The 20,811-nt window shown below is 58.2% G+C and carries 16 protein-coding genes; 7 read left to right on the forward strand and 9 right to left on the reverse strand.

The genetic code is table 11. The features are described 5' to 3' along the window. Nucleotides 1-31: 31 nt before the first annotated feature. Genes ED236_RS01885 through ED236_RS01895 form a run of 3 tightly spaced genes read left to right on the forward strand, consistent with a single transcriptional unit; the run spans nt 32 to nt 2,381 of the window. Nucleotides 32-1,078, forward strand: coding sequence for a glycosyltransferase family 2 protein (locus tag ED236_RS01885; protein WP_123236236.1), 1,047 nt, complete (start codon nt 32-34; stop codon nt 1,076-1,078). Nucleotides 1,079-1,128: 50 nt separating this feature from the next. After that, a complete protein-coding gene (locus ED236_RS01890; protein ID WP_123236237.1) occupies nt 1,129-1,518 on the forward strand; it encodes a GtrA family protein in 390 nt (129 codons plus the stop codon). 26 nt (nt 1,519-1,544) lie between these two features. Further along, the gene (locus tag ED236_RS01895) at nt 1,545-2,381 is read left to right on the forward strand and encodes a ChbG/HpnK family deacetylase (protein ID WP_162299568.1); all 837 of its coding nucleotides are present in this window, start codon (nt 1,545-1,547) and stop codon (nt 2,379-2,381) included. On the opposite strand, the gene ED236_RS01900 is transcribed toward ED236_RS01895, so the two are convergent. Continuing rightward, a complete protein-coding gene (locus ED236_RS01900) occupies nt 2,371-2,820 on the reverse strand; it encodes a hypothetical protein (protein ID WP_123236239.1) in 450 nt (149 codons plus the stop codon). The two genes, ED236_RS01895 and ED236_RS01900, sit on opposite strands and share 11 nt — an antisense overlap. A gap of 223 nt (nt 2,821-3,043) precedes the next feature. On the opposite strand from ED236_RS01900, the gene ED236_RS01905 reads away from it, so the two are divergent. Together ED236_RS01905 and ED236_RS01910 are read left to right on the forward strand one after the other, a co-directional pair. Continuing rightward, the gene (locus ED236_RS01905; protein WP_240031989.1) at nt 3,044-4,513 is read left to right on the forward strand and encodes a glycoside hydrolase family 17 protein; all 1,470 of its coding nucleotides are present in this window, start codon (nt 3,044-3,046) and stop codon (nt 4,511-4,513) included. A gap of 22 nt (nt 4,514-4,535) precedes the next feature. Beyond that, complete coding sequence (locus ED236_RS01910) at nt 4,536-7,130, forward strand: glycosyltransferase (protein WP_123236240.1); 2,595 nt, start codon at nt 4,536-4,538, stop codon at nt 7,128-7,130. Here the strand turns inward: ED236_RS01910 and ED236_RS01915 are convergent. From ED236_RS01915 to glgC, 4 genes are all read right to left on the reverse strand, one after another. Then, entirely contained in the window at nt 7,076-8,005 is a 930-nt protein-coding gene (locus ED236_RS01915; protein WP_123236241.1) for an ROK family protein, read from the reverse strand. The two genes, ED236_RS01910 and ED236_RS01915, sit on opposite strands and share 55 nt — an antisense overlap. A gap of 13 nt (nt 8,006-8,018) precedes the next feature. Beyond that, nucleotides 8,019-10,046 (reverse strand): alpha-amylase/4-alpha-glucanotransferase domain-containing protein, encoded by a 2,028-nt coding sequence (locus tag ED236_RS01920; RefSeq protein WP_123236585.1) that lies wholly within the window; start codon nt 10,044-10,046, stop codon nt 8,019-8,021. Between the two features lie 112 nt (nt 10,047-10,158). Then, nucleotides 10,159-11,886 (reverse strand): glycoside hydrolase family 57 protein, encoded by a 1,728-nt coding sequence (locus tag ED236_RS01925; RefSeq protein WP_123236242.1) that lies wholly within the window; start codon nt 11,884-11,886, stop codon nt 10,159-10,161. A gap of 109 nt (nt 11,887-11,995) precedes the next feature. Continuing rightward, nucleotides 11,996-13,276, reverse strand: a complete 1,281-nt coding sequence (glgC, locus tag ED236_RS01930; protein ID WP_123236243.1) for a glucose-1-phosphate adenylyltransferase — start codon at nt 13,274-13,276, stop codon at nt 11,996-11,998. Between the two features lie 177 nt (nt 13,277-13,453). Here glgC and glgB point away from each other — a divergent pair, with 177 nt between their 5' ends. Beyond that, nucleotides 13,454-15,637, forward strand: coding sequence for a 1,4-alpha-glucan branching protein GlgB (glgB, locus tag ED236_RS01935; RefSeq protein ID WP_123236244.1), 2,184 nt, complete (start codon nt 13,454-13,456; stop codon nt 15,635-15,637). 24 nt (nt 15,638-15,661) lie between these two features. Further along, nucleotides 15,662-17,317: a glucose-6-phosphate isomerase gene (gene pgi / locus ED236_RS01940; protein ID WP_123236245.1), complete on the forward strand. Its 1,656-nt coding sequence runs from the start codon at nt 15,662-15,664 to the stop codon at nt 17,315-17,317. A gap of 147 nt (nt 17,318-17,464) precedes the next feature. On the opposite strand, the gene ED236_RS01945 is transcribed toward pgi, so the two are convergent. The 4 genes from ED236_RS01945 to ED236_RS01960 all read right to left on the reverse strand — a co-directional run bounded on the left by ED236_RS01945 (nt 17,465) and on the right by ED236_RS01960 (nt 20,460). Then, a complete protein-coding gene (locus tag ED236_RS01945) occupies nt 17,465-18,397 on the reverse strand; it encodes a S49 family peptidase (protein WP_123236586.1) in 933 nt (310 codons plus the stop codon). 67 nt (nt 18,398-18,464) lie between these two features. Next, nucleotides 18,465-18,830: a Rieske (2Fe-2S) protein gene (locus ED236_RS01950; protein ID WP_123236246.1), complete on the reverse strand. Its 366-nt coding sequence runs from the start codon at nt 18,828-18,830 to the stop codon at nt 18,465-18,467. Next, complete coding sequence (locus tag ED236_RS01955; protein ID WP_123236247.1) at nt 18,809-19,465, reverse strand: HAD-IA family hydrolase; 657 nt, start codon at nt 19,463-19,465, stop codon at nt 18,809-18,811. Before ED236_RS01955 ends, ED236_RS01950 begins: the two co-directional genes overlap by 22 nt. Then, nucleotides 19,462-20,460, reverse strand: coding sequence for an RluA family pseudouridine synthase (locus tag ED236_RS01960; protein WP_123236248.1), 999 nt, complete (start codon nt 20,458-20,460; stop codon nt 19,462-19,464). Before ED236_RS01960 ends, ED236_RS01955 begins: the two co-directional genes overlap by 4 nt. Between the last annotated feature and the right edge of the window lie 351 nt (nt 20,461-20,811).

The raw sequence follows: 20,811 nt of genomic DNA on the forward strand, positions 1-20,811 counted from the left end.
TGGGCTACCTTACTTCAGGAGTGATGACGCCATGGCAACCGTGAGTCTATCCAACAGGGAACAAAGCACACCGCACATCACCGTGATCGTGCCTGCCTACAATGAGCAACAGGCCATCGTTGCCACACTGACGCAGATCGCGTCACAGTTGCAGCAACTCAGCCCGCACTGGGACATCGTGGTGGTCGATGATGGCAGTCGTGACGAGACCGCAGATCGGGTGCGGGCACTTGGGCCTGAACATCGCGTCACACTGGTGCGCTTTTCGCGCAATTTCGGCAAGGAATATGCCATCAGCGCCGGTCTGCAACAGGCGCGTGGCCAGGTCACCATCTGCATGGACGCCGATGGCCAGCATTCCAGCAGCCTCGTGGCTGACATGCTGGAAAAATGGCGCGGCGGTTATGACATGGTGTATGCGGTGCGTCAGGACCGTCATGTGGAAAGCCGTTTCAAACGCTGGGGCAGCCGCCTGTTCTACCGCGCCATCAGCATGGGCGGGCAGATCGACATCCCGCGTGACGCGGGCGACTTCCGCCTCATGGACCGTTGTGTGGTCAAGGCGCTGCTATCCCTGCCCGAGCGCAACCGCTTCATGAAAGGCATGTACGCCTGGGTGGGCTACCGCTCGATCGGCATCCCGTACACCCCTTTGCCGCGCAGCCATGGCGAAAGTACCTTCTCCAAACTCAGGCTGATGCAACTGGCCTGGACCGGCATCACCAGCTTTTCGGTGATCCCGCTGCGACTGGCCAGCGCGGTAGGTGGCTTGCTGGCGCTGCTGGCCTTTGCGTATGGCATCGTGGTGGTGGTCGACAAGCTGTTTCTGAACGAGTCGGTGCCGGGCTGGCCTACGGTGGTCGCCAGTATCATGTTCTTTTCCGGGGTGCAATTGCTGTTCATCGGCATCCTGGGCGAGTACCTGGCACGCGTCTACGACGAAGTGAAAGGACGCCCCAGCTACATCGTCGCTGAAGTGTTCAGCCATCAGGAAGCGCAAACCGCGCTGCTGACCGGCGACCTTCAGCAGGCGCTGCACGCTGACCAGGCGGTGGGCGTGACGCCGTCGCTGCGCTGAGCGATGAGCGCACTCCATCATCTGGCCGAATGGCATACCAGCCCCAGCCCATGAACGACCACCTTCCCACGCCAGCCAGCATCTCCTGGTTCACCTTGGTCGGCATCGCCGCCGCCCTTGTGCACTATGTAGTGGCGGTAAGCCTGGAAGCCTGGCAGCTAACGCCGGGCTGGGCCAATGTGTGCGGCTTTGCGCTGGCGTTCCCGGTCAGTTATATCGGGCATCGCCGCTGGTCGTTCGCACAACAGACCGCATCGCACTGGCAGGCGCTGCCGCGCTTTCTGGCGGTTGCCATCGCAGGTTTCGCAGCCAATCAGTTATTGCTGATCAGCCTGCTACATGGCTACAGCTGGCTGCCGTTCTGGCTGGTGCTGGGCCTGGTGATGGTAGTGATCGCCGTCTCGACCTATGTGCTGAGCCGTTACTGGGCCTTCAAATGAAGGCCGCTGATTCGAATCAGGCACTCATGGCGATGCAAGCGCTGGTCATCAGCGCGGATGATTATGCTCAAAACGCTGCCATCGATGCTGGCATCCTGCGCCTGATCGCGCTGGGCAAGCTCAGCGCGACCTCCTGCCTGACGCTGAGCCCGCGCTGGCCGCAGGCGGCGCAGCAACTGGCGCAGTACCGCAGCCGGGCCGACGTTGGCCTGCATCTGGATTTCACCCAGTATGTGCAGCCTCTGCACATGCCTCTGGCACAACTGATACGCAGCAGTCTGCTGCGAAGATTACCGGCATCTGCCGTCCGCAACAGCATCCTCCAGCAACTGCAGCGCTTCGAGGATGCCACCGGCCATGCACCGGATTACATCGATGGGCACCAGCATGTGCATCAACTGCCGCAGATACGCACCGAGCTAGTGGCTATTTTGCAACAGCGCTATGCCAAGGAACATCGGCCATGGCTACGGCTGGCCCGTCCTGACTGGAAAGACGGGGTCAAAGCAGGGGTGATACGGCTGCTAGGCGCAGCGGCACTGGAACAGGCAGCGCAGCAAGCTGGCATCGCCTGCAGTCAGCGTTTGCTGGGCGTGTACGGATTCGGGCAGGCAAGCAGCTACCTGCCGCGCCTGCAGCGGGCGCTGGATCAGGCAAGCGATCAGAAGGGAACAAGGGGGCTGACAAACGGGCTGGTAGTGCTGATGTGCCATCCTGCCACCAGCGAGCAGGACGACCGCAACGACAGCATCCAGGCCGACCGCAGGCAGGAATACAACGACCTGCTGCACTATGACCTGGAAGCGGCGCTGGCGTCCCGTCAGCTCAGGCTGCTACGCGGGACAGATTACTTCAGGGTTTGACCGTTTTGGCAGGTGGCAGAATGTTGCAATCCTCAAAACCATAATTGCCACCGTTGTCATCCGGCTCGTAATACTTCTTGCGGAACGACAGGCGGCCGCGGCTATCACGCTTCATCAGTGCCAGACCGGTGCTTTGCTCCACATTCTTGCCATCACCCAGCTGGAAGCTGATGGCCAGGCGCGGACCGTCGGCTGCGGCTTGTCCATGATAGACCACGGAGTTGGGGGTTTCTACCGTATAGTGGTAAGCACCAAAGTCGCCGTAGCTGCTGACACGGTTCAAGCGCAGGCCCACGGTCACTTCGTAGTCACCCACTTTTTCGTTATAACCCTTGCAGGAGTAAGTGCCGCTGTAATTGCGTCCAGTGAAATCAGGCTTGGCCTGGGCTGCACTATTGGCCAGGATGGCCAGGGAGATGAACAGAAGGAATTTTTTCATGCATGGCTCTTCGTATGATTGGGTTTATTGTAACCCGTTTAGACGCTACAGATGCTTTATCAAGCATGCTGGATTATCATTATGGCTAGCTCACCCTTGTTTTTTCTTGATGCCCCGCGCACTTATGGCCTCCGCTTTTATGACCCCATCCTCAGTTTCATCTGCCCGCTGGCAGCGCTATGCCCTATTCAACCTGTTGCTGCTGATAGCGCTAGGAGCATGGTTGTATCTGCACAATCGCCCGGTCGAGCTACCAGGCTTGCCAGCCGGGATGCAAACCGGCTGCGTTTCTTACGCGCCTTATTATGGCAAGGATCAAACACCACTGCGGGCAGACACCTGGATCAGCCCGCAACAGATCGATGAGGATCTGGCCCTGTTGTCCAGACAGTTCCAGTGCGTGCGTACCTATTCTGTGGATCAAGGGCTGGAGCACGTACCGGAAGCAGCACAGCGGCTGGGCATGAAAGTGCTGCTGGGAGCCTGGATAGGTTGGGTAGACAGCAAGAACCGCCAGGAACTGAACAAGGCCATCGCCCTGGCGAACCGTTACCAGTCCACCGTCAGCGCACTCATCGTCGGCAATGAAGTGCTGCTACGTGGCGAGCAGACCCTGCCCGCCATGCAAAAATACCTTCACCATGCGCAGGAATCCACCTCAGTGCCGGTCACCTATGCCGATGTCTGGGAATACTGGTTACGCTATCCGGGCCTGGCGCCTTCGGTCGATTACATCACCGTGCATATCCTGCCTTACTGGGAAGACCATCCGCAATCCATAGACAACGCCATCCCGCACGCGCAGCAGGTCATGAACAAACTGGCTGTAAAGTTCGACAAGCCTTTGTTCGTAGGTGAGACCGGCTGGCCATCACGCGGTCGGCAACGTGGCGAATCCGTTCCCAGCCAGGTCAATCAGACGCGCTACCTGCGGGAATTCATCAGCACCGCCCACCAACAGGGCTGGCAATATAACCTGATCGAAGCCATAGACCAGCCTTGGAAACGTCACCTGGAAGGTACGGTAGGCGGGGAATGGGGTCTGTACGATAGCGCCCTGCAGCCCAAATTCACCCGCACTGGCAGTGTGGTGGAACGCGCAGACGGTGCCTGGCCAGCCATCTTCGCGGTCAGCGGCTTGCTGTTATGGTGTGGCATCGCGCGCCGCAAAGCGTTTGCTGGCTCCGCCATGCTGGCGATGGCCAGTCTGGGCGCCCTGACCGGCCTGGCGACCTGGGTGGGCGTGGATTATCTGCATACGGTCAGCCGCGACCTGTTCGAATGGCTGGTACTGGGCAGTCTGGGCATGCTGGCGCTCAGCATCAGCCTGCTGTTGCCACTCGGCGCGCAAGCATATACTCAAGCTCGCCAGTATCTGGGCACGGCTTTGCTGCTGTTGCTGGCGGCAGGCGCGATCACCGGCTGCTTCCTGGCTTTCGACGGGCGCTACCGTGACTTCCCGCTGTTCCTGTTCACGCTGCCGGCCTTGCAACTGGCACTGGGCGCGCGCTTGCTGGCCTTGCCACTGCGTCCAGCCAGTCGTTTGTATCTCTTCATCCACCTGCTCAGCATCACACTGGCAGCAGCCTGCGTCTTGCTTGACCCGCTTAATGACCATGCCTGGGCATGGGCTGCACTGGTGCTACTGCTGGCCACCGTAAGCTGGCCAGGCAAGCACAGCCCCACTTCATGATCTGTTTTAAAGAATCTACTCAATGACCACCAAGCCCTTACTCAAAGCATTTGTCTTTGCCCTGCTGGTAGCTGCGATCCATCTTGCGGTATGGGCGCTGGCCAACCGCGAATTGCCCATGATCAACGCCCCTTCCCTGGTCAACGGTTTTTCTTACAGCGGCTTCCAGATCACTCAGAGTCCACTGGAAAAAACCTACCCCAGCGCAGCAGAACTGCTGCAGGACTTGAAACTGCTGCGCCCATATACACGCGAGATCCGCACCTACAGCTCGCTGGATAACACCGAAGTCATCGCGTTGGCCAACACGCTGGATATGCAGGTGACCGCAGGCGCCTGGCTGAGTGGTGACGAACATGCCAATCAGCGCGAGATCGCGGCGCTGGTGGTCAAGACCCAGCAATACGACAACGTCAAGCGCGTCATCGTCGGCAACGAAGTGGTGCTACGCAATGACATGGAGATCGAGCAACTGATCACCTATCTGGACATGGTGCGTGGCCAGGTCAAGGTGCCGGTATCCACTGCAGAACCCTGGCATGTATGGCTCAAGAACCCGGAACTGGTCAAGCATGTGGACTACATCGCGGTGCATCTGCTGCCCTACCATGAAGGCCTGCCTGTAGACAAAGCGGTGGAATATGCGCTGAGCCGCTATCAGGAGCTACTGCAAACCTTCCCGCGCAAAAAGATCCTGATCAGCGAAGTGGGCTGGCCCAGCAAGGGGCCGTCCATAGGCGCATCCGTGGCTTCACAAGTGAACCAGGCGCTGTTCGTGCGCGAGTTCCTGGCCAAGACGGCGTACAAGAACTATGACTATTTCCTGATCGAAGCTTTCGACCAGCCATGGAAGATCAATATCGAAGGCTGGGCCGGGGCTTACTGGGGCATGTTCGATGCCGAGCGCAAACCCAAGTATTCGCTAAGTGGTGCCGTGCCCAAGGACACACGCTGGGAAGTGAAAGCCGCCTGGGCGACCGCGCTGGCTTTCCTGCCCATGATGTTCATCGCCTGGCGCTTCCGCCACTGGCGTCTGGGTGGCCGCCTGTCCATGGGCGTATTGCTGCAAGCTTGTATCACCACGCTGGTGGTGGCCTGGAACCTGCCCGGTGATTATTACTACACGCTGCGTGACATCGTCATTCTGATCGCGCTCATCATCGGCATGGGGCTGACCTCAGCGGTACTGATGACCTATGGTGTGGAATTCAGTGAAGTGCTGTTCAAGGGCGGCTGGCGCCGTGCATTCAAGCGTGCGGCCCCGGTACCGGTCGAGCAGCAGAAGTTCGTTTCCGTGCACCTGGCCTGTTACAACGAACCGCCGGAGATGGTGATCGCCACCATTGAAAGCCTGGTCAAACTGGACTACACGCATTACGAAGTGATCGTGGTGGACAACAACACCAAGGACGAAGCCAAGTGGAAGCCGGTGGAGGCTTATATGGCCGCCCTGCCCGATAACTTCAAGTTCTTCCACCTGCCCAAGTGGCCAGGTTTCAAGGCGGGCGCACTGAATTTCGCGCTCACCAAGACCGACCCACGCACCGAAGTGGTCGGTGTGGTCGATGCCGATTATGTGGTCACACCAGACTGGCTGGGCGCACTGGTGCCGCATTTCACATCGGCACAGGTCGCCGTGGTGCAAGCCCCGCAGGCCCACCGCGACTGGGAGAACAACTTCTTCCGGCGCATGTGCAACTGGGAGTTCGAGGGCTTCTTCCGTATCGGCATGCATCATCGGCATGAACGCAATGCACTGATCCAGCACGGCACCATGACACTGGTGCGCCATAACGCACTGGCCGAGAACGGCTGGTCGGAATGGTGCATCTGCGAAGACACCGAACTGGGCCTGCGTCTGCTGGAAGATGGTCATGAGCTGCGCTATGTGGACGAAACCTTCGGTCGCGGCCTGACGCCAGCCAACTTCAAGGCACTCAAGTCGCAACGTTTCCGCTGGGCGTTCGGTGCCATGCAGATCCTCAAGCATCATTTCCCCAAACTGATCGGCTATTCACCGCTGAGTTTTGGTCAGCGCTACCACTTCCTGACCGGCTGGTTCGGTTGGCTGGGCGATGCCTTGCAGCTGTTCTTCACGCTGGGCTCCATAGGCTGGACCATCGCCATGCTGGCCTTCCCCAAGGACTTCAGTCTGCCGGTGGCCATCATGCTCACGCCTATCCTGTGCTTCCTGCTGGTCAAGGGCGCCATGGGGCCTATCCTCTATCGTCGCACCATGAAGGAATGCGGCTGGAGCGATATCCTGGGTGCTTCCATCGCCAGCCTGGGGTTGTCGCATGCCATCGCGCGCGGCGTGCTGTCTGGCCTGATCCGCAAGGATGGCGTGTTCAAGGTGACCGCCAAGGGCAAGACCATAGGCAGCAAGCTGGGGCTGCTGATGCCGATCTGGGAAGAAACGCTGTTATTGCTGGGCCTGGCCAGTTGTAGCGCCGCCATGCTGATCACGCGCGGTGCCAACAATCTGGACGCTCAACTATGGGTCAGCATGCTGGCACTGCAGGGCTTGCCGTATATCAGCACCATCCTGTGCCAGATCATCGCTCAGTTCCCGGATCGTGCGCCTGCCAAAAAAGCAGCGCCTATGATGCCGGCCTGATCACCTGCGCTGGATAGCCGGATCTGCAGCTTGCCGCGTAGTACCGGGATCAGATCCGCATCCAGTCGCTGCTCGAAGCTGGCGCGCATCAACGGCCAGGCGGCACTCATGCCGCCACCGATGACGATGTGTGCCACGTCCACCACTTTGACGATATGCGCCAGCCCTTGTGCCAAAGCAGCGCCTGCCTGCGCATAGGCCGCCATGGCATGCACATCACCTGAGGTCGCACGCAAAGCGATGCTGTGTGCGTCCAGTTGCTGGCCTGTCGCTTCTGCATAGCTGATCGCGACGCCACTGGCGGAGGCATATTGCTCCATGCAGCCACGATTGCCACAACCGCACAGCCGACCATCCGGGACGATGATGAGATGGCCGATCTCCATCGAGACGCCATGTTCACCGGCCAGCACCTGCTGTGCGTAGACCAGTCCACCACCAACCCCGGTGCCCAGGCCCAGATAGATCAGGCCTGCCACCGGCAAAGGCATCAACTGGTATTCCCCATACGCCGCCGCCAGTGCGTCGTTATCCACGATCACGGAGCGGCCCACCGCCTCGGCCACATCGCCAGCCAGATCGACATGATGCAAACCGGGCAGATTGGGGGATTGGGCGACGAAGCCGGTATAAGGGTCGACAAAACCTGGAAAGCCGATGCCGATGGCGTCGATCTGCGGATACTGTTCCAGCATCTGCCGGATCAGGGTGGCGATGCTGTCCACGATCTGTTGCCAGGCCTGTTCAGGCTCCAGTTGTTTGCACAGCTGCGAGAAATCGGCCTGCATGCGCTGTTCGGCGACCACCTGCCTGCCCTGCACCACACCGATACGCAGATTGGTGCCGCCTATATCGATCCCTGCCAGCAACGCCATGTCAGGCCCCTGCTCAGGCTACATCGAGGCTGAGCTTGACCCCGTCTGCCAGCGCGTCCGCAGGCCATTGCAGGATCAGGGTGACCGCCTGCATGATCTTTTCAAAGCCGGCTTCGGATTGGGACACGCTGAAATGCGGATGGCTGTTGAGTTCGAACGGCACGCTGCTACGCAGCACCACACTGCCGCCCAGCACCTCATCTTCCAGACTCAATTGCTTGAGGCCCAGATAGCGCATGGCCTGGCCGAAACCACCCGGAATGTCGTTACCGATACGGAAACGTCCTGCCGGGCCGTCGCAGCTGGGCATGGCCAGGTTGATCTCGACCTTGAAAAAGCCGCTAGCCTCGACCAGTTTGGTGAAGCTGTACTCCACCACCAGCTGGTTCTTGTCCAGGCTGATCTTTTTTTGCACTTCGGCACTGCGTGCCGCGCATGCGAGTGAGGCCTTCAGTTCCAGCGCCGACTTGCTGGCGCCCGGTTTGCGGTAGGTGAGCGGTTTGACATGCCCCGCTTCACTGACCCAGGCATCGCAGAACATGTTCTTGCGCTGCGTATCCACCGCCATGTCGAGCTGGGTGATCTCGTGCTTGGACACCATGCGCTCATGCGGATTGGCGATGCCACCTGCCCCGTCATGGCCATGATCCGGCTGGGCGTTGACCTTGCGGTGATAATGTTCGGCCTGACGTGTCAGCGTGTCGGCAAAGTTGTGATGCAGCTTGTAACTGTCGAACTCGCACAGCGAGGCCGAACCGTCCAGACGCACCACCGCCTGTAACACGCCGTTCTGCAGGAACACTTCATCATGACCATCCAGATCCAGATCCAGGCTCACGCGCGCCGGGCGCTCCGTGACCTTGTCCAGCACGGCTTCCAGCTTGAGCATGGCGTTGTACAGGGCGCGGCGCAGATGTGGCAGATACAGGCCACCGAACAGGCCATGCCAGTAGGCATCATTGGCCTGACAATCGTACAGCGCGGTCAGCATCTGCTCGGTCTTTTTGTTATCAGGCAAGCCGTGATAGCGCATGGACAGCTGCAACATGCGCTTGTGCATCCAGTTGGATTCCGGGTAGCGCATAAAGAAATTGCGCCAGATACCGCCACGCACATACGGCTTGTTCATCTCGTAACGGTTGTTGTACTTCTCCTGCGCCACCAGATCGGCATAGTGATGCGCCGCTGGCACCGGTAGCGTCCATTCATTCATTTCGATGTAAGACGCGGTCGGCAGGTAGACCACACCGCGCGTACGCGCCATGGCGTGGTAATCGGAATAGCGCATGGGTTTGATGATGTCGGAGGCCAGCACGCCTTCGATGAAGTCACGTAGCCAGCCGCGCTCGTATACCCACTCATAGGTCTCGGGCCAGATGCCGAACTTCTCGATATCATCGAAGTAGATGGCGGCCGTTTGCTTGCTGTCATCTGCCAGACTCTCCAGGTAGCTGACCACTTCTGCGGCGGGCGAGAATGGCAGCCGATAGCGCAGCGCTTCGGAGATCGGGAACAGGTCCACGGTGCAACCGTCTTCTTCCGTCGTGTAATAGCCGCCCAGCACCTCGCTCGCTTTGCCGGTACACATGAAGTGGTAGTCATCCACGGTCACGTAACGCACACCGGACTTGGACAAGGCTGGCACCACGGTGGATTCCCACACCCGCTCGGTCAGCCAGGCCCCTTGTGGGCTCTGACCCAGATGTTGCTTGAGGTAGCTGGATAACTTGTTGATCTGGCCGACGCGGTCACGTGCCGGGATAGAGGCTAGCACTGGCTCGGTGAACCCGGCACCGAACAGTTCGGCCTGCTCGCGCTCCACCATCTCCTTGAGCAGGGCCATGTCCTCGGGGTAATGCTTGAGCATGTACTCCAGCAGCCAGCCGCTGATATGGATGGCAAAGCGGAAATCCGGGTATTGGTGCAGCACGCGCAGGAACGGGCCGTAACAACGCACATGGGCATCGTCCAGCACGCTTTCAAAATTACCGACCGGTTGATGTGCATGTACGCCCAGAAGTAATGCCACTGACTTTGCCACGATACCGCTCCCTGCAATAAAGGTTGATGATGCTTTGTTATTCGAATGCTTACGCTTGCGTTTCATGCACGGCCATCACCGCTGCAGCCATGGTCTGGTGCTTGCCGCGCGGTCAGTTTTCCTGGCCACGTCGCATGGTGCCGCCCATGGCCGGATCCCCACTGCCCACACTGATACGGCGATTGAGCACATCCGGCACCGGGAGTTTCAGCAAGCGATAAAGATTGCCAAGGTTCTGCCGGTACAGGCGGTCAAAACTGTCCACACTGATGGCCGAGTTGTAATCACCGAACCACCAGAACCAGTCTGAACCTTCACAGATGGCCAGCTGATGCTCGCAGGCGGCCTGCTCGGTTTCCGTTAGCGTACCTGCCTGCATCACTTTGTCGTACTGTTTCTTGGCTTTGCACAGCAGGTCCCAGCCCAGGTTCTTGTCGGGTGAGCCTATCCAGGTGCTGAAACTGCCATACACCCAGCTACCGGCCGCGATCGCGGGCAAGGTCTTGACCGGCAGCGCTTCGTTGGCTTTGCTGCGCGCGACCGTATCGCTGAAGGTGGTCATTTCGATATCGGGGTGCGTGCTCAGGGCCTCGTACAGTTCGGACAGGAAATAATGCCCGTTGTAAGGATAGTATTCCCAGGCGTTCTCACCATCCAGGATCACACTCACCACCGGCAGGCCTTCGCCATCGTAGCTGTCTCGGATGTTGTCCAGTGCCGCGATGAAGTCGTTGACGGCATCACGCGTGAACAGCTTGGAATATTCGAAACCGATCTTGTCCGACAACTGGTCGTCACGGAAGAAGCAGTAGATCTCGTGTTCGCCATCCGTGACCCGGTAAGGCTGATACAGGTATTGCTGACGTGGCGGCAGATCCAGGTTATTGAAGGATTTGTAGATACTATGGGCCAGCACGCCTTCGCCGCTGGCCGCCCATTTGACACCGTGCTCGGCCAGCAGGGTCAATGTCGCATGCGAGACAGCGCCTTCGGATGGCCACATGCCATCCGGCTCGCAGCCAAATCGTTTCAGATGACTGACTTGTGCCGACACTATGTGCGCACGTGCGCGGGCCTGACCGCCCGGATACTTGCCACATTGGGGCAAGGGCGCGAACGGCATGGCATCACGCGTGGATTTCAGGTCGATCAGCAAGGGCATGATGGGATGGTGATGCGGGGTGCTGGAGATCTCGATCTGACCGCGATGCTTGAGTTTTTTATAGCGCGGGATCAAGTCGGTGATCAATTCACCGATCAGCTTGAACAGCGCCTGACGCTCTTCGAGCGTGAAGTGGCTGCCCTTCTGCATCAAGGCCTGCACCAGGGTACTGGTCCTGCGCACACTCTCGCCGGTCCAGGCCAGGTGATACCACACCAGCAGGTCAGCGATGTAACGTGAAGACAGATAATCCAGTGCATGACCGCCCTGCGTCTCCACCGCCACATACAAGTTATACAGGCGCTGGTAATCAGCGAATGGCGTCAGCATCTTTTCGTGATTGCATTTGAAGCAGCTCTCCAGGATCAGGCGATGCTGCGCGGTGCTGATGTGCTTGAGATCGGGCTCTGCCAGCAGAGCCAGCAAGGGATCACGCATCTTGCCGGTGGCGAACTGGTCTGCATAATCTTCCAGCTGGTCCAGCAATACCGGCACGAAATTGAACGTGACGCGCGCGGCGGGCAGGTTTTCCAGATGCCAGGCCATGTCCGTGTAATCCTTCATGGCATGCAGGTAGGTCCAGGGCAGCACGTACTCGCCGCTGAGCGTGTCACGGTAATCCGGCTGGTGCATATGCCAGTAAAGATTGAGGTAGAGCTTGGGAGATGACGACTTCATGGAATGCCTTGTTGTATCGGGTTTGCGCGTCGGCATGTAATCCCCTGACTACCCGGCCACCAGGGCCGGGGGTTGCGCATGTCGATATGGATGAAAGTAATGCGGGGAGTCAGCGCGCGTAGTGCTGACCTTGCCCGAGCATTTCGGGAGTGACGAGTACGATGCCTTTTTCGGACACATAGAAGCGTTGTCTATCCAGTTCGTGATCGATGCCGATCTGCATGCCGTCCGGGATGCGGGCTCCCTTGTCGACCACCACCCGCTTCAAGGTGACATAGCGGCCTACATCCACATTGGGCAGGATCACCGAGCTTTCGATGCTGCTGTAACTGTTCACGCGTACATCCGAGAACAGCACTGAATCGGTGACACTGGAACCACTGATGATGCAACCACCAGACACCACGGAGTCGGTCGCGCGACCGCAGCGTTCAGGGTTATTGAACACGAACTTGGCCGGAGGCAGCTGCTCCTGATAGGTCCAGATCGGCCAGGTCTTGTCATACAGATTGAGCTCTGGCACCACCTTGGTCAATTCCATGTTCGCTTCCCAATAAGCATCTACCGTACCAACATCGCGCCAGTAGTAATTGCCATCGGTTGCACCCACGCAACTGTCAGTGAAACGATGCGCATAGACCCGGTATTTGCGGATCATATAAGGAATGATGTCCTGACCGAAGTCATGATTCGAGCGCGGGTCGTCGGCATCGCGGATCAGCTGTTCGTACAGGAACGAAGCATTGAACACATAGATGCCCATGCTGGCGAACGCCTGCTCCGGGTTGTCTGGCAAGGGTTTGGGGCTGACTGGCTTCTCGGCGAACTCGACCACGCGATCGTTCTCGTCCACGCCTATCACACCAAAGCCCTTGGCATCTTCCAGCGGCACATTGATGCATGCCACGGTCATGTCGGCCTTGTTGCGCACGTGCGCGGCCAGCATCTGGCCGTAATCCATCTTGTAGATATGGTCACCGGCCAGGATCAGCACATATTCCGCACCAATATTGCGCAGAATGTCCAGATTCTGGAACACCGCGTCTGCGGTCCCCTTGTACCACTCCTCCTGGATACGCTGCTGCGCCGGTAGCAATTCGACGAACTCATTGAACTCGCCACGCAGGAACCCCCAGCCACGCTGGATGTGTTGCATCAGGCTGTGCGATTTGTACTGGGTGACCACACCAATGCGGCGTACGCCGGAGTTCATGCAGTTGGAGAGTGGGAAATCGATGATGCGGAACTTACCGCCAAAAGGAACGGCGGGTTTGGCACGCCAGTCGGTCATGTTTTTGAGTCGACTACCCCGTCCGCCTGCCAGGATCAAGGCAACCGTGTTCTTGGTGAGGGCGCTGATAAACCGTGATGAATTTAAATCCTGCTGCATTTTTGCGCCTCCTGATTTATAGTTTGACATTCGATGTGATGTCTATTGAATCGCAATGTTATCCGGCGCTGTGATTCAAGGTTCACCGTTCAAACCGTGATTCAATTATAGACAGGATAATTGGACGCAATCCAGTAGAATTACGGCTTGCCAGCTAAAATAAAATTGAAGGCGCCCTTGTCCAAAAATAAACCAGATACACAGCTCGCGCTGATCCTCGACGCACGCCATCATGACCCTTTTGCCTACCTCGGTTCACACAGGCAGGACAAGTCGTTTGTATTTCGCGCCTTCCTCCCTTATGCAGACCGTGTCTGGCTGAAAACCAGCTCAGGCTGGGACCCTTTGTTACGCAGTCATGGTAACGGCCTGTATGTATGGCAGGGCGACATCGCCCCGCCCAGTCCCTGTCTGCTGCGCATCGAGCACGATGGCAGTGCCTATGAGCAATACGACCCCTATTCTTTCGGCTCCACCCTGACCGCAGATGAGCTGTATCTGCATGGTGAAGGGCGTTTATTGCAGGCATATAAAACGCTGGGTGCTCGCGTCAGCGAGCAGGACGGCGTCACTGGCGTGCGCTTCGCAGTTTGGGCGCCGAATGCCGAACGCGTTAGTGTGGTCGGCGACTTCAACCACTGGGATGGCCGCATGCACCCAATGCGTGCGCATGGCTCCAGCGGCCTGTGGGATATCTTCATTCCCGGCCTCAACGCACAAGCACTGTATAAGTACGAGGTGCGTAACCGCCACAGCGGCAATCTGGTCAGCAAGACCGATCCTTATGGTTTCAGCTTTGAACAGCGCCCTGGCACAGCAGCCAAGGTCACGGCGGCCAGTGCCCACCAATGGCAGGATCAAGCCTGGCTCAAGGCACGTGGTGAACGCGACTGGCTGCATGCCCCGTTCAACTGTTACGAAGTACACCTGGGCTCCTGGCGCCGCAACGAGGCTGGCCAGTTCCTCACCTACCGCGAGATGGCAGACCAACTGGTCAGCTATGTGCAAGGCCTGGGCTATACCCACGTCGAGTTGCTGCCCATCTCCGAACATCCGCTCAACGAATCCTGGGGCTATCAGACCACCGGCTATTTTGGCGTGACCAACCGCTTTGGCGACCCGGATGACCTGCGCCTGCTGATCGATGCCTTCCATCAGGCCAATATCGGTGTGATCCTGGACTGGGTGCCCGGCCACTTCCCCAAGGACGCCTGGGCGCTCGCCCGCTTCGACGGCACTGCGCTGTACGAGCATGAAGACCCGCGCCTGGGCGAGCATCAGGAGTGGGGCACCTACATCTTTAATTACGGCCGCAACGAAGTGCGCAACTTCCTGCTGGCCAATGCACATTACTGGCTGTCGGAATTCCACATTGACGGCCTGCGTGTCGATGCGGTGGCGTCCATGCTGTATCTGGACTATTCGCGCAAAGCCGGCGAATGGCTGCCCAACAAGTTCGGCGGACGCGAGAATCTGGACGCCATCGAGTTTCTCAAACAGCTCAATGTCATGGTGCATGACGAGTTCCCGGGCGCCCTGACCATCGCGGAAGAATCCACCTCCTGGCCCATGATCTCAAGGCCGGTGTATCTGGGCGGCTTGGGTTTCTCCATGAAATGGAACATGGGCTGGATGAACGACATCCTCAAATACATCGAGCATGACCCGGTGTACCGCCGCTATGAGCATGACAAGCTGACCTTTGGCCAATTGTATGCCTACAGCGAGAACTTCGTGCTGCCGTTCTCGCACGACGAAGTGGTGCATGGCAAGAAGTCGTTGCTGGACAAGATGCCGGGCGATGCCTGGCAGAAGTTCGCCAACCTGCGTCTGCTGACCACCTTGCAGATGACCACGCCGGGCAAAAAACTCAACTTCATGGGCAATGAATTCGGACAGGGCCGCGAATGGAACGTCAACAGCAGCCTGGACTGGCATCTGCTCGACGCACACTGGCATCAGGGCATGCAGCACGCCAGCCGCGACCTGAACCACTTGTACCGCACCATCCCCGCCCTGTACGAGCTGGATTTTGAGGGACAAGGTTTCGAATGGATCGATTGCCGTGACCACGACCAGTCCACCATCAGTTTTCAGCGCAAGGCACGCGATGGCAGTTTCATCGTGGTGGTGCTGAACTTTACGCCGGTGCTGCGCACCGGCTATCGTCTGGGTGTTCCCGTCCCGGGCGATTATGTTGAATTATTCAATAGTGACGCCAGTTATTATGGTGGCAGCAATCAAGGCAACGGCGCCGGACTGCGCAGCGAAGCGCACAGCTGGATGGGACATCCTCATTCACTGGTCGTCACATTGCCGCCATTGGCAGGCGTTATCCTGCAACGCAAACCCACACAGTAACCAGATCAACACCTTATACCGATAATGACGAACCCAACTACCTTCCCTATCTGGCAACAACTCGCCGAGCATCAAAAAGAAGTCTTCCCGCTGCACATGCGCGACCTGTTCAATCAGGACCCGCAACGTTTCGAGAAATTCTCGCTGGAGGTCGATGGCCTGCTGCTGGACTATTCCAAGCACCGCATCACCGCAGACACCCTGCCCAAGCTGTTCGAGCTGGCGCGCAACACCGAGGTCGAGCAATGGCGTGAACGCATGTTCAACGGTGAAAAGATCAACTTCACCGAGAAGCGTGCCGTACTGCATACCGCGCTGCGCAATCGCAGCAACACCCCGGTCATCGTCGATGGCAAGGACGTGATGCCGGAAGTGAACCGCGTGCTGGCTCAGATGCGCAGCTTCTCGGAGCAGGTACGCAATGGCGAATGGCTGGGCTATACCGGCAAAAAGATCACCGACGTGGTCAACATCGGCATCGGCGGCTCCGACCTGGGCCCGGTCATGGTGTGTGGCGCGCTCAAGCCCTACGCCAGCCCGGACCTGAATGCGCACTTCGTTTCCAATGTGGACGGTGCCCATCTGGCGCAGACGCTGGAACAATGCGACCCCGAGACCACGCTGTTCATCGTGGCCTCCAAGACCTTCACCACGCAGGAGACCATGACCAACGCACGTTCAGCGCGCAAGTGGTTCCTGGCAGCAGCAGGTGACGAGGCGCATGTGGCCAGGCATTTCGTAGCCTTGTCCACCAATGCCAAAGCGGTCAATGCCTTCGGTATCGACACCGCCAATATGTTCGAATTCTGGGACTGGGTGGGCGGCCGTTACTCGCTGTGGTCCGCCATCGGCCTGTCCATCGCGCTGTACGTGGGCATGGACAATTTCGAAGAACTGCTGGCCGGTGCGCATGATATGGACCAGCATTTCCGCACCGCGCCACTGGAACAGAACATGCCAGTGATCATGGCACTGTTAGGCGTCTGGTATAACAATTTCTTCCATACCGAAACCCAGGCCATCCTGCCTTATGACCAGGGCCTGTCCCGCTTCCCGGCTTATATGCAGCAAGCCGATATGGAAAGCAACGGCAAATTCGTCAACCGCGAAGGCAAGCGCATCCCTTACAGCACCGGCCCCATCATCTGGGGTGAAGCCGGCACCAACGGTCAGCATGCCTTCTATCAGCTGATCCATCAGGGCAACAAGTTGATCCCCTGCGATTTCCTCATGCCGATCCAGAGCCAATATGCGGCAGGCGATAACGGTGACCAGCATCACAAGATGCTGCTGGCCAACTTCTTTGCACAGACCAAAGCGCTGATGCAGGGCAAGACCTCGCTGGAAGTGAAGCATGAACTGGAAGCACTGGGCATGCATGCCGACGAGATCCGCGAACTGATGCCGCACCGCGTGTTCGGTGGCAACCGCCCCACCAGCTCCATTTTGTTCGACAAGCTCACACCACGCACGCTGGGCAAGCTGATCGCCCTGTACGAGCACAAGATCTTCGTGCAAGGCATCATCTGGCACATCAATTCCTACGACCAGTGGGGCGTGGAATTCGGCAAACAACTGGCGCAAGGCATCCTGCCTCAGCTGCAGGCCGGCGAAGTCGCCACCACGCATGACAGCTCCACCAACGGCCTGATCAATTTCAGCCGCCGCAGTGCCAGCTGACGCAAAGCCTTTTGCTACGAGACAGCAAGCCAGGGAAGCGCAAGACTGAACTGGTGACTGTCGAAAATAAAAAAGCCGGCGATGCCGGCTTTTCTGTTCTTCCAGTGATCCATTGCTCTAGTAATTCATTCCTTGAGTGACTTGGCCTTACTTCATGCCCAGACTGCCACTGGTCAGGGTATTCATCAGCACCGCACCGAACCGTTTGGCAAAACGATCCACCACGCCCTCACGCTGGGTGTAGTCGATGATGTCTTCCGCTTTGATCACTTCACGTGCCACATAATCCATATTGCCCAAGGCATCGGCCAGGCCCAGGCGGATACTGGTCTCACCGCTCCAGAACAGGCCGCTGAACATGTCATCGGTCTCATGCAGGCGATCACCGCGCCCTTCACGTACCACCTGGATGAACTGCTGATGCACTTCGTCCAGCATGGATTGCACATGCGCTTCATGTTCAGGCTTGATCGCAGAGAATGGATCCAGCAGCGCCTTGTTCTCGCCCGCCGTGAGCAGACGGCGCTCCACGCCCAGCTTTTCCATGGTGCCGGTAAAACCGAAACCATCCATGAGTACACCGATGGAGCCAACCACGCTGGCTTTGTCTACATAGATCTTGTCGGCTGCCGCCGCAATGTAGTAACCACCCGATGCGCACACGTCTTCCACCACGGCATAGACCGGAATGGCTGGGTACTGCTTGCGCAAGCGACGGATCTCGTTATTGATGATGCCCGCTTGTACCGGACTGCCGCCCGGACTGTTGATACGCAGGATCACGCCCTTGGTCTGCTGGCTGTCATAAGCAGAACGCAGGCTGGTCAGGATAAAATCGGCACTGGCCTCTTCACCGCTGGCGATGACGCCCTGGATATCAATCAGCGCGGTATGGCCATTGGTGGAGGTGCCGCTCAGGTCAACCAGATCCAGTGCGACGAACAGCAGCGCGAACAGGTACAGAAAGGTCAGCGATTTGAAGAACACGCCCCACTGGCGGGAACGGCGCTGCTCACGCACGGATTGACCCAGCAACTTCTCGATCAGCTCCTGCTGCCAGCTGGCAGGCGGGCTTTGCATACTCGCCGCTGCTTCAGGCTGCATGGTTTCGCCAGCTTCGTTCTTTCTTAACTCTTCATACATATCGTCATACTTTCTGATCGAGACTGCTTAGATTGATGAACACCTGCTGGCCCTGTTCGGTCACCTCCAGCTTGCGTAACGCTTTGCCCTGACATGGGCCCATCACACAGACACCGGTTTGTGGCTGGTACAGGGCACCGTGCGTGGCGCAGATCAGATGTTGCTGATCGCGGCTCAGGAACTCGCCTTCGTTCCAGTCCAGCTCCACCGGCAAATGCGCACACTGATTGATGTAAGCATGGACATTACCATCATAACGCAGGACAAAGCCGCTGACATGCGCACCCAGCTCAGGCAAGGCGAAGCGGACCCCGGTTCCCTTTTCCTGCAAATCCGTACTCAAGCAGATCAGGCGTTGTTGAGTAGCCATAAGCTCAGCTCGTCGAAGGTATGGGCTTCCCACACAGGATCAAATACCTGCAAGGCCGCCATCGGGTGGGCACCAAAGCCGACCGCAAGGCGCGCAACTGCGGCATTGTCGGCCATCTGCATGTCAAAACTGGTGTCGCCTATCATCAAGGTGCGTGCTGGCGGGACATCCAGTTCGTCCATGAGCTCCAGCAGCATCTGCGGATGCGGTTTGGAAAAGCACTCATCCACACAGCGCGTGGCATCCATAAAGCGGCCCAGACCACTGTTATGCAATGACGTATTGAGACCGTTGCGGCCCTTGCCTGTCGCCACCGCGAGCAGATGGCCACGCTGCTTCAAGGCTTCCACTGTTGCGTAAGCGCCTTCGAACAAGGCGGTCTGCTCATCACGCGCGTAATAATGGTAGCGGTAGCGTTCCACCAGCAGCTGGCGCTGTGCAGGCTGGATATCGGGAAGCAGCATGCTGATCGCCTCCTGCAGCCCCAGGCCGATGACACTGCGCGCCTCCGTCAGCGTGGGCACGGCCAGACCCGCGTCCTCCGCAGCTTCACGTATGCAGGCAGCGATCATGCCGGTGGAATCGGCCAGGGTACCGTCCCAGTCGAACACGATCAGGTCGAACTGGCGGCTCATGCCTTACCCGCTTTCAGCTTTTGCAGGAACTGGTCCAATTCTGCTGGCAAGGGCGCTGCCAGCCTGAGCTTTTCGCCACTTATCGGGTGTTTGAGGCTGGTATCGGCGGAATGCAGGAACATGCGCTTCAGGCCGCGCTGCTGCATCTGCTTATTGACGGCGAAATCCCCGTATTTGTCATCGCCCGCGATAGGAAATCCCAGATGCGCCAACTGCACACGCAGCTGGTGAGTGCGGCCGGTGACCAGCTGCGCTTCCAGCAGGCTGAATTCAGCGAACTGCTGACGCAGATGGAACACGGTCTCGGAATGCTGGCCATCCGGCTGCACCGACACGCGACGCTCGCCACTGGGCAGCACATATTTCTGCAGCGGCATGGTGACGCGTTTCTTCTGGTCCGGCCACACGCCATGCACCAGGATCAGATAACGTTTGTCGGTCTGGTTGTTGCGGATCGCCTCATGCAGGGCCACCAGCGCAGCACGCTTCTTGGCCAGCAACAGGATGCCGGAGGTTTCGCGGTCCAGCCTGTGCACCAGTTCCAGGAACTTGGCTTGCGGGCGTTCCAGCCGGAACTGTTCGATCACGCCACGGCTGATGCCACTGCCACCATGCACGGCCAGGCCGGCTGGCTTGTTGATGACCAGCAGTGCTTCATCCTCGAACAGGATGGTATGTTCCAGCCGGGCCGACACAGGCCCGGCGGACTGCATAGCCGGCTTGACAGCGGTACGCACCGGCGGGATACGCACCTGGTCATCCACGGCGAGCTTGTGGCTGGCCTCGACACGCTTGCTGTTGACGCGCACCTCGCCACTGCGCACGATACGGTAGATATGGCTCTTGGGAACCCCGCGCAGCAAGCGGGTGAGGAAGTTATCGACACGTTGCCCGGCACTGTTTTCATCGACGGCGACGTTATTGACGCTGGCCGGGTTGAGCGTATCGCCCCCCTCTTCCGCCACGTTTTTGACAGTTTTGCTTAAATTGACCATCTCACCTATACTACGCGGTATCGAAAAACCAGCGCGCCAACTAAATTCAATTAAAAATTTAACTGCGCTGACAAGCGCATAGCGCCTGCTCTTCGATAATAATTAAAGAATATTGCCTGAACAGATACGTTGGTTAATATCGCTCGCCAACAATATAAGTAGCGAAACTTGCATGACAACTAATGCGCTCTAGCCACCGCAGACGACTCGCAAAACTGCAGCGTGCGGCTTATTTAGCTGGAATACTGGATTTTAGCCGATAATCCCGGCTTGACCTAAACTAAACTTTTAACAGAATCAACGCGACACACAGCCCACAGATCCAGAGACATTTCGTTAACAAATTCAAGC

Origin of the sequence: Pseudomethylobacillus aquaticus, assembly GCF_003730115.1 — a bacterium.
In the GTDB taxonomy this organism is placed as follows: domain Bacteria; phylum Pseudomonadota; class Gammaproteobacteria; order Burkholderiales; family Methylophilaceae; genus Pseudomethylobacillus; species Pseudomethylobacillus aquaticus.

What these genes read in the sequence shown, in the direction of transcription:
- ED236_RS01885 (WP_123236236.1), top strand. Translation starts at nt 32, where the DNA reads ATGGCAACCGTGAGTCTATCCAACAGGGAACAAAGCACACCGCACATC.
- ED236_RS01890 (WP_123236237.1), top strand. Translation starts at nt 1,129, where the DNA reads ATGAACGACCACCTTCCCACGCCAGCCAGCATCTCCTGGTTCACCTTG.
- ED236_RS01895 (WP_162299568.1), top strand. Translation starts at nt 1,545, where the DNA reads ATGGCGATGCAAGCGCTGGTCATCAGCGCGGATGATTATGCTCAAAAC.
- ED236_RS01900 (WP_123236239.1), bottom strand. Translation starts at nt 2,820, where the DNA reads ATGAAAAAATTCCTTCTGTTCATCTCCCTGGCCATCCTGGCCAATAGT.
- ED236_RS01910 (WP_123236240.1), top strand. Translation starts at nt 4,536, where the DNA reads ATGACCACCAAGCCCTTACTCAAAGCATTTGTCTTTGCCCTGCTGGTA.
- ED236_RS01915 (WP_123236241.1), bottom strand. Translation starts at nt 8,005, where the DNA reads ATGGCGTTGCTGGCAGGGATCGATATAGGCGGCACCAATCTGCGTATC.
- ED236_RS01925 (WP_123236242.1), bottom strand. Translation starts at nt 11,886, where the DNA reads ATGAAGTCGTCATCTCCCAAGCTCTACCTCAATCTTTACTGGCATATG.
- glgC (WP_123236243.1), bottom strand. Translation starts at nt 13,276, where the DNA reads ATGCAGCAGGATTTAAATTCATCACGGTTTATCAGCGCCCTCACCAAG.
- pgi (WP_123236245.1), top strand. Translation starts at nt 15,662, where the DNA reads ATGACGAACCCAACTACCTTCCCTATCTGGCAACAACTCGCCGAGCAT.
- ED236_RS01945 (WP_123236586.1), bottom strand. Translation starts at nt 18,397, where the DNA reads ATGCAAAGCCCGCCTGCCAGCTGGCAGCAGGAGCTGATCGAGAAGTTG.
- ED236_RS01950 (WP_123236246.1), bottom strand. Translation starts at nt 18,830, where the DNA reads ATGGCTACTCAACAACGCCTGATCTGCTTGAGTACGGATTTGCAGGAA.
- ED236_RS01955 (WP_123236247.1), bottom strand. Translation starts at nt 19,465, where the DNA reads ATGAGCCGCCAGTTCGACCTGATCGTGTTCGACTGGGACGGTACCCTG.
- ED236_RS01960 (WP_123236248.1), bottom strand. Translation starts at nt 20,460, where the DNA reads ATGGTCAATTTAAGCAAAACTGTCAAAAACGTGGCGGAAGAGGGGGGC.